This window comes from Acinetobacter lactucae (assembly GCF_001605885.1).
Classification (GTDB): domain Bacteria; phylum Pseudomonadota; class Gammaproteobacteria; order Pseudomonadales; family Moraxellaceae; genus Acinetobacter; species Acinetobacter lactucae.
Genome location: NZ_LRPE01000034.1, coordinates 26,113 through 39,735 on the forward strand (window position 1 = coordinate 26,113; position 13,623 = coordinate 39,735).

General features: G+C 38.9%; 16 protein-coding genes. 3 read left to right on the forward strand and 13 right to left on the reverse strand.

Annotation, left to right across the window (positions count from 1 at the left end; genetic code table 11):
* The first annotated feature begins 66 nt into the window (after positions 1 to 66).
* Positions 67 to 1,059: a hypothetical protein gene (locus tag AWW73_RS11540; protein WP_062849712.1), complete on the forward strand. Its 993-nt coding sequence runs from the start codon at positions 67 to 69 to the stop codon at positions 1,057 to 1,059.
* A 6-nt stretch (positions 1,060 to 1,065) separates the two neighbouring features.
* Here the strand turns inward: AWW73_RS11540 and AWW73_RS11545 are convergent, their stop codons facing one another.
* From AWW73_RS11545 to rpmI, 4 genes are all read right to left on the reverse strand, one after another.
* The gene (locus tag AWW73_RS11545) at positions 1,066 to 1,569 is read right to left on the reverse strand and encodes a GNAT family N-acetyltransferase (protein WP_062849713.1); all 504 of its coding nucleotides are present in this window, start codon (positions 1,567 to 1,569) and stop codon (positions 1,066 to 1,068) included.
* Between the two features lie 57 nt (positions 1,570 to 1,626).
* The gene (locus tag AWW73_RS11550; RefSeq protein ID WP_062849797.1) at positions 1,627 to 2,184 is read right to left on the reverse strand and encodes an NADAR family protein; all 558 of its coding nucleotides are present in this window, start codon (positions 2,182 to 2,184) and stop codon (positions 1,627 to 1,629) included.
* 92 nt (positions 2,185 to 2,276) lie between these two features.
* The gene (gene rplT, locus AWW73_RS11555; RefSeq protein WP_000124858.1) at positions 2,277 to 2,636 is read right to left on the reverse strand and encodes a 50S ribosomal protein L20; all 360 of its coding nucleotides are present in this window, start codon (positions 2,634 to 2,636) and stop codon (positions 2,277 to 2,279) included.
* Between the two features lie 11 nt (positions 2,637 to 2,647).
* Positions 2,648 to 2,842: a 50S ribosomal protein L35 gene (gene rpmI, locus AWW73_RS11560; protein WP_002054552.1), complete on the reverse strand. Its 195-nt coding sequence runs from the start codon at positions 2,840 to 2,842 to the stop codon at positions 2,648 to 2,650.
* A 238-nt stretch (positions 2,843 to 3,080) separates the two neighbouring features.
* On the opposite strand from rpmI, the gene nreB reads away from it, so the two are divergent.
* Positions 3,081 to 4,331 carry a nickel resistance MFS transporter NreB gene (gene nreB / locus AWW73_RS11570; RefSeq protein WP_062849715.1) on the forward strand — a complete coding sequence of 417 codons (1,251 nt, stop codon included), beginning with the start codon at positions 3,081 to 3,083 and terminating at the stop codon, positions 4,329 to 4,331.
* 40 nt (positions 4,332 to 4,371) lie between these two features.
* Here the strand turns inward: nreB and AWW73_RS11575 are convergent, their stop codons facing one another.
* From AWW73_RS11575 to thrS, 4 genes are all read right to left on the reverse strand, one after another.
* A complete protein-coding gene (locus tag AWW73_RS11575; RefSeq protein ID WP_061874688.1) occupies positions 4,372 to 4,800 on the reverse strand; it encodes a YqaA family protein in 429 nt (142 codons plus the stop codon).
* Positions 4,801 to 4,853: 53 nt separating this feature from the next.
* Complete coding sequence (locus AWW73_RS11580) at positions 4,854 to 5,474, reverse strand: glutathione S-transferase N-terminal domain-containing protein (protein WP_062849716.1); 621 nt, start codon at positions 5,472 to 5,474, stop codon at positions 4,854 to 4,856.
* Between the two features lie 229 nt (positions 5,475 to 5,703).
* On the reverse strand, positions 5,704 to 6,255 hold the full coding sequence (infC, locus tag AWW73_RS11590; protein WP_075383312.1) for a translation initiation factor IF-3: 552 nt from the start codon (positions 6,253 to 6,255) through the stop codon (positions 5,704 to 5,706).
* A gap of 5 nt (positions 6,256 to 6,260) precedes the next feature.
* Positions 6,261 to 8,183, reverse strand: a complete 1,923-nt coding sequence (gene thrS, locus AWW73_RS11595; RefSeq protein WP_062849717.1) for a threonine--tRNA ligase — start codon at positions 8,181 to 8,183, stop codon at positions 6,261 to 6,263.
* Between the two features lie 393 nt (positions 8,184 to 8,576).
* Between thrS and AWW73_RS11600 the strand changes: the two genes are divergently transcribed.
* The gene (locus AWW73_RS11600) at positions 8,577 to 10,214 is read left to right on the forward strand and encodes an acyl-CoA synthetase (protein WP_062849718.1); all 1,638 of its coding nucleotides are present in this window, start codon (positions 8,577 to 8,579) and stop codon (positions 10,212 to 10,214) included.
* Positions 10,215 to 10,259: 45 nt separating this feature from the next.
* Here AWW73_RS11600 and yjgA read toward each other — a convergent pair whose 3' ends face one another.
* The 5 genes from yjgA to panB are packed head-to-tail and all read right to left on the reverse strand — an operon-like array spanning position 10,260 to position 13,601.
* Complete coding sequence (gene yjgA, locus AWW73_RS11605) at positions 10,260 to 10,796, reverse strand: ribosome biogenesis factor YjgA (RefSeq protein ID WP_014208401.1); 537 nt, start codon at positions 10,794 to 10,796, stop codon at positions 10,260 to 10,262.
* A gap of 2 nt (positions 10,797 to 10,798) precedes the next feature.
* Entirely contained in the window at positions 10,799 to 11,068 is a 270-nt protein-coding gene (locus AWW73_RS11610; RefSeq protein ID WP_000567533.1) for an HPr family phosphocarrier protein, read from the reverse strand.
* On the reverse strand, positions 11,065 to 11,916 hold the full coding sequence (gene rapZ, locus AWW73_RS11615; protein WP_005066272.1) for an RNase adapter RapZ: 852 nt from the start codon (positions 11,914 to 11,916) through the stop codon (positions 11,065 to 11,067). The genes AWW73_RS11610 and rapZ overlap by 4 nt, the downstream gene beginning before the upstream one ends.
* Positions 11,917 to 11,939: 23 nt before the next feature.
* Positions 11,940 to 12,788, reverse strand: coding sequence for a pantoate--beta-alanine ligase (gene panC / locus AWW73_RS11620; protein ID WP_062849719.1), 849 nt, complete (start codon positions 12,786 to 12,788; stop codon positions 11,940 to 11,942).
* Between the two features lie 3 nt (positions 12,789 to 12,791).
* Positions 12,792 to 13,601: a 3-methyl-2-oxobutanoate hydroxymethyltransferase gene (gene panB / locus AWW73_RS11625; RefSeq protein ID WP_002117298.1), complete on the reverse strand. Its 810-nt coding sequence runs from the start codon at positions 13,599 to 13,601 to the stop codon at positions 12,792 to 12,794.
* Positions 13,602 to 13,623 lie beyond the last annotated feature (22 nt).

Here is a 13,623-nt window from a genome sequence, read left to right on the forward strand (position 1 = left end):
AAATGTATTAGGCAACAAAAAGATAAAACGTATAAGATAATAGCATCGTCAATGAGATCAACTATTATGGCGCTTAATCAGATTTGGAAACAACAACTTACGCTTGTAACATACGGTAATGAATACCTCCGTCAGAATTTAAGCTTTAACCAATGGCGACAACATCATATTTTCGACCATCATAGTTTTCAGTTTCGTGACTTAACTTCTCAACATTTGTTGGCCCAACACTTTCAAGTTTGGCTAGAAGCATTAAAAAAACAAGGCACCCACAAGCTTAGCTTACATTTATCAAGCCTTCTCAATGAAGAGCAAAATCCAAACAGTAACGTCGAGCTATTACCTTATACTCATTTTATTGTGAGTCATCAAAATGATAAGAAGTTTGCATGGATTTTTGGCCATGAGCTTGCCGAATGGTATAACAATGATAACGAATTCGAAGCTCCTTCATCGCAAACCTATGAGCTTCGTTTAGAAACTTTCTGGCGTTTTGAACTCAATGAAAAATTATCAAAAAAAATTGAAGCCGATCTAAAAAATCCACCATGGCAAGAAATAGCCGACTTTATGGAGAATGAATTATTCCGTAGCAAGTATGCGACAGGCTTTGAAGAACCAGAACTTCAAAATGTTCTTTTTGATGGTACAAATATTAAAAGCTTAGAGCCAAGACTTGCATTAATTCCTGAGAGTTATCCCGCAGATTATGCTCATCAACTTTTATCTCGTACTCAAGCATTAGCCGACTATTTAGAACAAAAGAAACGTAGTGCAAATGATCCTTTAGGAGAAGAGCTAGACCAAGAGCAACTCATCAATTTAAGAAACTTTACGCAAAAAACTGATGATTTGTTTGCCAAGCTTATTGTGAAAGTTGCCAACCATTATCAAACGGCTCAGATGGTACCTGTAGTTAAATCATCTCCATTTGAGCAATCAAATGAAAATCCAAAGCATTTCAAGTCTCACCATCATAAAGGCACTGGTTCAGGCGTTATTAAGCTGATTGTTTTGACGATTATTATTTGTGCTTTGGCTTATTATTTTGGGCTTTAACTTAGATTAGACTTTCCATTGATAAAGTAATTCTGTTATTTCGAAGCCGAACTCAGGTAGTTCGGTTTCGCCAATTATTTGGGCTCCCATTTTTTCATAAAAAAACCGGCTTGGATTTTTATTAAAAACTTCTAAACGAATAAAAGCATAACCTTGATTTAAAGCGCATTGATAGAACTTTTGGAATAACTCACGGCCTATGCCTTGTTTTTGAACTTCTCTTAAAAGATAAAAAGCAAGAATTTCAGCAATATTATTTTCTGGGTTTAAGTAACCATCGAGAAAGCCTTTTACTATTCCATTTTCAGAATAGATAAATAACTTATGATCAGAACTTTTGGTGATTTCTTTCCATAACTGTTCTCTATCTAGCACGTTAAGCTCATCTAATATTTCCTGCTTAAGCATACCTGTATAGGTTTCTTTCCAACACTGCACATGTACTTCTGCAATAGATAATGCATCCTTAAAAGTAGCTATACGAATTTCTCTTTCATTTAGTGATTGCAATTCGTTCCCCTCATTTCACTACTTTTAAAGTGAAGCACCAATTTGTTTCATACAAACTTATTCAGCTAAAAACCGCTCTCGAACATGCATTAAAGCAAAACCTAACAAATTTAAGCCTTGCCATTGAGATGGATCTTGAATATGTGGATGGTCTTGTGCCATACCAATTCCCCAAATTTTATCGACTGGAGATGCTTCAACCAAAATACGATCTTTTGTGGCTAATAAGAATTCTTTCAATTTATGATGCTGAGAGAATTTAGCAAAGTTCGCCTGTACGACAATGTCAAATCTATTTTCTTGCCATATCTGCTCATCATAATTACGCACTTTACGACCTAGCTGTTTCGCCTCATTCGGATGTTTAACTTGCAAGATCCGTGCAAAAACTTCTTCATCATTAAATAATTTTGCTTTTTGCGCCATCATATAGTGCTCAGCAGTAAAGTATTCATCACCTTCCACTTTAAATTGCGCAGGAAACCACTGGCTAAAACAGCTTTTATCAACAAGATCAGCTTGTTTAGGAGTATGCCCCCAGAAACATAAGTACTTAAACTGGTGGCCTTGCTGTACTTTTTGAATTAAGTCATTTAGAAATTTTTCGTCTTTCATCATTTATCTCTGATTATTTTCTCTTTTTTTAAATAGAACCACTAAAAATAAAAAAGACCGCTAAAAAGCGGTCTTTCTTTGAATCTCTAAGCTTATGCAGCTAATGCGCCTTTAGCTTTTTCAGCTAAAGCAGCAAATGCTACTGCATCATGCATAGCGATGTCAGCTAATACGCGACGGTCGATGATCACTTGAGCTTTTTTCAAGCCATCGATCATACGGCTGTAAGACAAACCGTTTTGACGAGCACCAGCATTGATACGCGCAATCCATAGAGCACGGAATTGACGTTTCTTTTGACGGCGGTCACGGTAAGCGTATTGACCAGCTTTGATTACCGCTTGGAACGCTACGCGGTAAACGCGTGAACGAGCACCATAGTAACCTTTAGCGCGAGCAAGAATTTTTTTGTGACGACGATGAGCCACTACACCACGTTTTACACGAGCCATTTATAATCTCCTTAGATGTATGGGCACATACGACGAACTGAATTCATGTCAGAAACATGAACCATTACACAGCCGCGTAATTGACGGATACGTTTAGCAGATTTTTTGGTCAAGATGTGGCGCTTGAACGCTTGTTTACGCTTAAAACCGTTTGCAGTCGCTTTGAAGCGTTTAGCTGCACCACGGCGAGTTTTTAACTTAGCCATAGTAACCTCTTTTAGGCACCTGTTCGGCGCGATTGCACCATTGCAAAATCGACCTGCAGGTAAGGAAGCGCGTATTTTATAGTATGCCGACTAAAATTAAAACTATTAGTTACTGTTTTTATGGGTACAAAGAAAGACTTTTCGATTTTAACTATGGCAGCCATATCAATAATAAATAAAGCCGTTGTCCTTTTTTCCATTTATAATATGATCAAATTATCAACATACGATATTCCTAATGCAGAAACATGATGCATTTGCTGCCTTACGCTACAGAGATTTCTCAATCGTTACGATTAATCAATTTTGCTTAACTTTAGCAATTCTGATTCAAGAAATTATTGTTGCCTATTCACTATATCAAATCACCAAAGACCCACTGACTCTAGGTTTAATCGGACTTGCAGAAGCCATTCCGTTTATTGCTCTTTCCCTTTGGGGTGGCTATTTTGCAGACAGGTTTAATAAACAGATTATTATGAAAATCTGTTTATTTTTCTCGGTTCCCCTCCCTTTAGTTTTATGGTTACTTTTCCATTTACATGGCTTAGGACATATCAGTGTAAATTTTCTTTCTTGGGGGATTTATGCAGTCATCTTTGGTTTGGGTACAATTCGTGGTTTTTATAATCCTTCTGCAACGTCTTTAAAACCATTTTTGATTCCTCGCGAACTGTATGCAAATGGTGCAACATGGACGACGATCGGTTGGCAAAGTGGTGTAATTATCGGGCCAATGCTTGGTGGTTTCATGCTTGCCTATTTAGGCCGAGAAACAAGTCTATTTAGTGTTGCTGTTTTACTTGGTATTTGTTTTATCTTAATTAACCTATTGCATAAGCGTAGTTTCCCTAAAATTGAAACTGCGAATGTTTTAGAAAGTTTAGGAGATGGTTTCCGTTTTATCTGGAAAACCAAAATTGTTCTTTGGGCAATTTCTCTTGATTTAGCTTCTGTTTTATTTGGTGGAGTCATCGCGTTATTACCAATTTTCGCAGAAGATATCTTAAAAGTTGGTCCAGAAGGACTTGGATATTTGCGTGCGGCGCCTTCTATTGGTGCTCTCGTTACTATGATTGCTTTGACTCGATTCCCGCCAACTCAGCATGCATGGCGTAACATGTTACTTGCCGTAGCCGGTTTTGGAGTATTCACTATTTTATTCGCCTTCTCGAAAAATATGTGGTTATCTCTATTTGCACTGGCGATGACAGGCGCTTGTGACAGTATTTCGGTTGTAGTTAGACAAACTATTTTGCAAATTTTCCCGCCAGAAAATATGCGTGGTCGCGTTGCGGCTGTAAACGGAATGTTCGTCTCATCAAGTAATGAGCTTGGTGCATTTGAGTCAGGTTTGGCGGCAAAATATTTGGGAACGATTACAGCAACTATTTTTGGTGGTTGTATGACTTTAGTCGTTGTTACTTTTTGTTGGCTAAAAACCAATGATTTATTTAAAGTCGATATTACTAAAAGCTCAGAAGACTGATGAAATCATTTTAATCTAAGCATCTTCGGATGCTTTTATTTTAAATAATGTCTGTAATCACCCAATAGATAAAAATATAACGCCCCGCCTTCGCAATCAAAACTATAATTAAAAAGCGCCAAAAATTTTCTTTGAATAAACCAGCAACTAAAGTAATTGGATCTCCAATCACAGGTGTCCAACTTAGAAGCAGCGAATAAAATCCATACTTATGATAAAAGCGTTGAGCTTGTTCTAAACGTTTTTCAGAAACCGGAAACCACTTTTTGTGTTTAAACTGCTCTATTTTTAAACCCAGCCACCAGTTCACACACGAGCCCAGTACATTTCCGAAAGTGGCGATTGAAATTAGAAGGAAAGCAGAATGTTCTTTTTTTAATAACAAGGTGGCGAGCACAGCTTCGGATTGTAACGGTAATAATGTGGCCGCCCCAAACGCACTCAAAAAAAGTAAAAAGTAACTTAGCATATTAAATTAGACCAAATCACCTTTCACTTTATTCATTACGGTATCAACAAGAATTAGATAACTTTAATTGATAATGCTTTTTGTACCGCAGAACGTGCCGTCAAGCGGACAATATATTCTTGCACATAAGGATAATCCTCTAATTCAATACCCTGCCATTCATAACGTAAGATCCAAGGTAAAATTGCCATATCAGCAATCGAGTATTCACCTGCAACAAACTTCTGTCCAATCAGCTGTTTGTTCAGCACACCATATAAACGTTTAGTTTCATTTACATAGCGATCGATCGCATATGGGATTTTTTCTGGTGCAAAACGATTAAAATGATGATTCTGCCCAAGCATAGGCCCGAGCCCTCCCATTTGCCACATGAGCCACTGTTCAACTTCAACTCGCTCTTGCTCATCAGTTGGATAAAATAAGCCAGTTTTCCGACCTAAATATTGCAAGATAGCACCTGATTCAAATATTGAAATTGGCTCACCACGAGGTCCATCTTGGTCAACAATCGCCGGAATTTTATTATTTGGAGAAATTCTCAGAAAGTCTGGTTGAAATTGATCATTTTCTAAAATATTAATTGGATAAAGAGTATAATCCAGTCCCATTTCTTCTAAGGCAATTGTGATTTTATGTCCATTGGGAGTTCCCCAATAATATAGATCAATCATTCTATTTTCCTATTCATCGTTATCATGACTGCGTCTTGCGTTATAGCATGTTTTACGAGGGACGATGAAATTTCCAACACTAAAAAAATACATAAAATTCAAGAATTGAATTTCTTTTAAAAGATATAGTAATTGTCTTAAAGAAAACTGAACAGAGAAAATTAAATCATCTTTTTTATTATGATAAGGATATAAAAAAGCACTGCTTTTGCAGTGCTTTTTTTGAGTATTACTTTTTCTTTTTAGGTCCAAGTAACATACCCATTTGACGGCCTTCCATTTTAGGTGCTTGTTCCACAACCCCAAACTCAGCAACATCAGCTTCAATCTTTTGTAATTGAGCTAAGCCAAGTTGTTGGTGAGCCATTTCACGACCACGGAAACGTAAGGTGATTTTCACTTTGTTTCCTTCTTCAAGGAATTTCAAAATAGCACGAAGCTTAACTTGATAATCACCAACATCAGTTGCAGGGCGCAGTTTGATTTCCTTCACTTGCACTTGATGCTGTTTTTTCTTCGCATCTTTTTGCTTCTGCTTAAGGTCAAACAAGTGCTTGTTGTAATCCATAATTTTACAAACAGGCGGCTCGGCGTTTGCAACGATCTCAACTAGGTCAAGATCTGCCTCTTCAGCAGCGCGCAGTGCTTCATTTAATGAAACAATTCCTTTTTGCTCACCGTCAGCACCAACGAGGCGTACTTCTTTTGCACGGATCTCGTCGTTAATTGCTGGGCGGTTGCTTTTTGCACCTTGTTGTTGGTTACGGTCAGGCTGTTTAATCTTTCTTACTCCACAATATACCGGCCACGTTCGGCGACGGCAGACTTCACTAAGTCAATGAATGCATCTACTGACATAGTACCTAAATTTTTTCCTGAGCGAGTACGCACATTCACTGTACCTTCTTCAACTTCTCGGTCACCAAGAACTAACAGGTAAGGAATACGCTCTAGAGTACGCTCACGAATCTTAAATCCGATTTTTTCATTTCTCAAGTCAGAAATAGCACGAAGGCCATTTTCTTTGAGTTTTGCTACGACGTTCTCACAAGCTTCAGCTTGAGAGTCCGTAATATTCATGACACATGCTTGTAACGGCGACAACCAAGGTGGCATGAAACCAGCGTAGTGTTCAATTAGTATACCAATAAAACGCTCAAAACTGCCAAGAATTGCACGATGCAACATAACAGGCTGATCACGATCATTGTCTTCAGTCACATAAGACGCATCTAAACGTTCTGGTAAGTTGAAGTCACACTGAATAGTACCACATTGCCATACACGTCCGAGACAGTCTTTCAATGAGAATTCAATTTTCGGACCGTAGAACGCACCTTCGCCTGGTTGTAATTCCCATTCTAGACCCGCTGCATCTAAAGCATCTGCTAAAGATTTTTCAGCCATATCCCAAAGCGCATCATCACCCACACGTTTTTCTGGACGTGTAGAAAGTTTCATTTGCACTTCTTCAAAGCCAAAATCTTTATAAACATCTAAAGTCAGTTTAATAAAGTCTGCAACTTCCTGACCAATCTGTTCTTTAGTACAGAAGATATGCGCATCATCTTGTGTAAAGCCACGTACACGCATAATACCGTGTAAAGAACCTGATGGTTCGTTACGATGACAAGAACCAAACTCTGCTAAACGAATTGGTAAATCACGGTAAGACTTCAAACCTTGGTTGAAAACTTGCACGTGACATGGGCAGTTCATTGGCTTAACCGCATAGTTACGATTTTCAGAATGAGTCGTAAACATGTTGTCAGCATAATTCGCCGCATGACCTGATTTTTCCCACAATGTAAAGTCTACAATTTGTGGTGTTTTAATCTCAAGGTAACCGTTGTCTTGCTGAACTTTACGCATGTATTGTTCAAGTACTTGGTAAATAGTCCAGCCATTTGGATGCCAGAACACCATACCTGGTGCTTCTTCTTGCATATGGAACAAGTCTAAAGCTTTACCAATTTTACGATGGTCACGCTTTTCAGCTTCTTCGATACGTTTAATGTATGCAGCGAGCTGTTTCTTGTCTGCCCAAGCTGTACCATAAATACGTTGAAGCTGTTCGTTCTTCGCATCACCACGCCAGTATGCACCAGAGATTTTAGTGAGCTTGAATGATTTTAAGAATTTGGTATTTGGTACGTGTGGACCACGACACATATCCAAATAATCTTGATGGTAGTACAAGCCCATTTGTGTTTCTTCAGGCATGTCTGCAATCAAGCGCAATTTGTATTCTTCGCCACGCGCAGTGAATTCAGCAATAACTTCATCACGCGGTGTCATTTTTTTAATGACATCGTAATCTTGATCGATCAGCTTCTTCATACGCTCTTCGATCGCTGCCATATCATCTAATGTAAAAGGACGTGGCATCCAGATGTCGTAGTAAAAACCTTCTTCAATGACTGGACCAATCACCATCTTAGCTTCAGGGAAAAGCTGTTTAACAGCATGTCCTACAAGGTGTGCACAAGAATGGCGAATGATTTCAAGACCTTCTTCATCTTTTGGAGTGATAATTTGTAAGGTCGAATCTTCGGTAATTAAGTCACATGCATCAACTAAGCGATCATTTACACGGCCAGCAACAGTATTTTTTGCTAGACCAGGCCCGATACTTTGGGCAACTTCCATAACAGATACAGCGTGATCAAAACTCTTTTGATCGCCATTTGGCAATGTGATAATTGGCATAAAAAAATCCTTAAGGAGTGATGCCCTATACGAAGGAGCATTTCACCGCGAGATTATGATCGAGGCGAACCTCAAAATATAAAAACGGTGTAAATCAAAGTTAAAAAACCTGAAAGATTTTACACTTGTTCAAGCAATGTGAAAACCTTTGAGTCCATAAAATCATAAATACATTTTGCTTATCAGGTAAACAGCAATAAATGACTTAAAAAATATATTGAGACGATTTTTAAATATATTTAGCACAAGTGGTTTAAGATGAAGAAAATAGCATTTCTGCTCATTTTTTGACTGGAAGGTATCGCCCTTTAAGACTAAAGCATAAATGCTTTGATTAATATTAAGTCATATTTTCAAAGAATGAATTAAAAATAAAACACGGAGTTGTTTCACATGGTTAGTGCTTATAACGAGTTACCACGCACCCCCGCAAACTTTGTTGCATTATCACCTCTACGCTACTTAGAACGTGCAGCTTATATTTATCCAGATCAAGCTTCGATTATTCATGGTAAGCGCCAAATTTCATGGAAAGAAACTTATCAGCGCTGCTGTCAATTTGCATCTCAGCTCAAGCAATTGGGAATTGAAAAAAATGATACGGTATCTGTCTTATTGCCAAATATTCCAGCCATGATTGAAGCGCATTTTGCAGTTCCTATGGCTGGTGCGGTACTTAATACCCTCAATACACGTTTAGATGCAAAAACAATCGCTTTCATGTTGGAACATGCAGAAAGTAAAGTGCTGTTGGTTGACCCCGAATTTGTGAATTTGGCAAGAGAAGCCCTCTCACTTATTCCTAACCAACACATTATTGTGATTGATGTAGCTGATACAGAATATGAAGGTGAAAACCAGTTTTTAGGCTCTTTTGAATATGAAGAATGGATCGCTCAAGGCGATATTAACTTCTCTTGGCATTTACCAGAAGATGAATGGGATGCGATTAGCTTAAATTACACATCTGGAACTACAGGTAATCCTAAAGGTGTGATCTATCATCATCGTGGGGCTTATCTTAATGCTGCAAGTAATATTCTCGCTTGCGGAATGAAACCGCGTGCTGTGTACTTATGGACACTACCTCTCTTTCATTGTAATGGCTGGTGTTTTGCATGGAGCATAGCAGCAAGTGGTGGAACTAATATTTGTTTACGCAAAGTCGATCCAGAATTAGTCATGCAATTGATTGCAGAATACAAAGTTGATTATTTCTGTGGTGCACCTATTGTTCTTTCAATGATTCTTAACTTACCTAAAGAAAAACAAACCAGCTTTGATCATCATGTTGAAGTTATGGTGGCTGGAGCAGCTCCTCCTGTTGCCATTATTGAAGGCATGCGCAACATGGGGATTAACGTAAACCACGTATATGGCTTAACAGAAACTTATGGGCCTTCTGCACTATGCGCCTCTCAATCTGGATGGAATGAGTTATCAATTGCTGAACAAGCCCAGCTTCATTCCCGCCAAGGCGTACCCTACCCGCTGCAAGACAGCATGCGTGTGCTAGATCCAGAAACTATGGAACCTGTACCGAATGATGGTCAAACCATGGGGGAAATTATGTTCCGTGGCAATATTGTGATGAAAGGCTATTTAAAGAACCCTAAAGCAACTCAAGAAGCATTTGCAGGTGGATGGTTTCACACGGGCGACTTAGCCGTTTGTCACCCAGATGGTTATGCAAAAATTACTGATCGTTCGAAAGACATCATTATTTCAGGTGGAGAAAATATTTCATCTTTAGAAGTGGAAGATGTTTTATATAAACACCCTGCTGTATTAACCGCTGCAGTCGTTGCTAAACCCGATGCACGTTGGCAAGAAGTACCATGTGCGTTTATTGAATTAAAGATGGGCACTACGGCAACACCTGAAGAAATTATTGCACATTGCCAAAAAGAGTTAGCGCGCTTTAAAGTGCCTAAAGATGTGGTTATTACTGAGATTCCAAAGACATCGACAGGAAAATTACAGAAATTCATTTTACGTGAATGGGCAAAAGAACGAGCTGAAAATATATAAATAAAAAAAGCGACGCTTTGAGCGTCGCTTTTTATGGAAGAGCAATTAGCCTTGATCAGACAATAAAGCAATCTGCTGTACATAGTTAACAAATTTACCTTTTGATGCCTCAAGCTCTGCTTCACTCACTTCTTGAGTTTTATCACGCTTGATTCTCAATACATGCTGACGCAAGGTGTGACGCTCCGATGCATTATAAATTTTACTAAATTCATTAATTGCAGGGTCGCCTTGTTCGATCATACGATCAACCCAACGCATCAATTGAGCCTGCTTTTTTGCACCTTGCTGCGGAGTTAAATAAGACAAAATAACGGTCTCATCTTCATTACGCAATAATTTACCAATACGTTGAAACTGACGACGACGAGCTTCAAAAGAACTAATGTTCTGTACTTCCATTAACGCATCAATTAAACGTTCATCCACTGGGAGTTTTTGAATCTGTTTAACAGAAAGTTGTGCTAATTGCTCACCTAAAGCAGCCATACGTTGAACTGCTTTTTTCTGTTCTGTCTTACTTGCACGTCCTTCTAAAGAGCCAAAATCTTCTTCAGTATAACGTTGGGGACGACGTGCCACGATTAATCTGCCTCATAAAATTTTGCGGCGAATAACGCCTGTACTTCATTTAATGCCTGCTCTTCGTCGGTACCATCAATGACCAATCGCAAAGTGGTCCCTTTACCTGCACCTAACATCAGCAAAGACATAATATTTTTTGCATCTACTAAATGATCGCCTTTTCCAATTTGGATCGACGAACGAAATTTTGTAGTGACCTCTATCAGTTTTCCTGATGCACGAGCATGTAAACCGAGTTTATTAATTACATCAACAGTTGTGTCTATCATGACCAGTGCTTCATTTCTCTGTGTAAGACCTGAACAGACCATTCTGCCTCAAGTGCTTGTTTTAGTCTATCTACGATATAAACGGAACGATGTTGACCACCAGTGCAACCAATAGAAATCGTCATATAGTGACGATGTCCTTCAGCAAATGCTGGAAGCCATTTTTTTAAGAAGTGAAGAATATCATCAAACATTTCGTTTGCTTGTGGACTTGCTTCTAGAAATTGTCTTACTGGCTCATCCAAACCAGAAAAACGTCGTAATTCTAAATCCCAATGTGGATTTGGTAAATGCCGTACATCAAAAACATAATCAGCATCTAAAGGAATGCCATGTTTATATCCAAATGACTGCAATATGACAATAAGCTTATCTGACTGCCCCAATTTAGACAGTAAAATATGCTTTAAATCATGAACACTTTTATCTGTTGTATCGATATGAACCGTAGCACGGAACTGAATTGGGAGCAGTAACTGCTTTTCTTCATGAATACATTGCAACAGACTTTTAAAACGATTGGCCAAAGGATGTGGACGACGCGATGCACTAAAACGTGCGATCAAATCCTGATCTTGCGTAGTGAGATAAATCACATCAACTGTGCCATGTTTTTGTAATTGCTCAAAAACATGATCGAACTCTTGCATATCTGCACGAGTGCTTCGAACATCCACACCTAATGCCAACTGCTCTAGATTATTTTCATGATCTAGCTTTGCCACAATTTCGGGCAGCAATGCCAAAGGCAAATTATCAATACAGTAATAGCCCAAATCTTCTAACACTTGAAGAGCCGAAGATTTTCCTGAACCAGACTGTCCTGTCACGATAAGTATACGCTTCATGGCATGGCTGTCCTTTGATCTGTTTATTGAGGTGTAAAGGCAACTTCTAAATTATCAATCAAACGAGTTGCACCCAATTTTGCCGCGATAAACAACACAATATCACGATCAAACTGAGTAGCAGGTAACAGATTTGACTGACGAGCTTCGACATAATCCACAACAAACCCATTATCTGTCAACTGAGTTTTGATATCTTCTAAAACTTGTTGTAGATCTTTGCCTTGATGTAACTGCTGCTCAGCTAGCTTTAAACTCTGATAAATAACCGGAGCGACCTGACGTTGCTCAGGACTTAAATAACCATTTCTTGAACTAAGAGCCAAGCCATCGGCTGCACGAACAATTGGTACGCCAATGACTTCTAGTGGGATATTTAAGTCTTGTACAAACTGGCGAATCACTGCTAACTGTTGATAATCTTTTTGACCAAAGAAAGCATAGTTAGGTTGCACAATATTAAAGAGTTTGGTGACCACCAAAGCCACCCCATCAAAATGCCCAGGACGTGAACTACCACATAAAGCATCAGTAATTTGGCTAACACTTATGTTGGTTAAACGTGGCTGAGTACCGTACATTTGCTCAACTGATGGTGCAAAAATAATGTCACAGCCTACATCAGCTAATAGACGACTATCTTGTTCTAAAGTACGAGGATAGTTATCAAAATCTTCACCCGGCCCAAATTGAGTTGGATTTACGAAGATGCTAACAACCACAACATCACATAACTTTTTCGCTTCACGAACAAGTGTGAGATGTCCTTCATGTAGATTTCCCATTGTTGGGACAAAACCAATAATTTTACGTGTAGCTCTAGCAGGATTTAAAGAAGCTGCAAGACCTTGTATGGTGGTTTCTGTTTTCATGAATTACAGCTCAACGTGGAAAGTATGTTCTTTGGCTGGAAATGACTGATCCTGCACAGCAGCATGAAAAGCTTTAAAAGCGTCTAAAATGGCAGTTTCACCAGATTGCTCTTTCATAAAGTTACGGACAAAACGTGCAACTCGACCAAAAGTTAAACCCAACATATCTTGTACTACAAGTACTTGGCCATCAGTCGCATTACCCGCGCCAATACCAATCACAGGTGTATTTGGGAATAACTCAGCAATTTCTTGTCCCAACTGAGCAGGAACACACTCAAGTAATAGAACTGCCGCACCAGCCTCAACCACAGCGGTACAGTCAGCAATAAGCTGATCTGCAGCTTCACGCGTTTTAGCTTGTAATTTATAACCACCAAATACATGTACAGATTGAGGAGTTAAACCTAAATGTACGCATACAGGTACACCATTACGTGTTAAAACTTGTACAGTTTCACTTAGCCACGCGCCACCTTCGATTTTGATCATCTGGGCACCAGCTTGCATGACTGTTCTTGCGTTTTGCAAAGCATCATTTAAGGTTGCATAACTCATAAATGGCAAGTCAGTCATAATCAAGGCATGCTGGTTACCACGACGAACTGCTGCCGTGTGATAAGCCATGTCTTCAACAGTTACAGGTAAAGTTGAGTCACGACCTTGAATTGCCATTCCAAGAGAATCACCAATTAAGATAGTATCAATTTCAGCAAGTTCCATTGCTTTTGCCATACTCGCATCGTAACAAGTTAGACAAGAGAACTTACGTCCTTCGGCTTTAAATTTTCTTAAGTCACTTAGACTAATCATGATGGTATCCTCTACAGGAGTT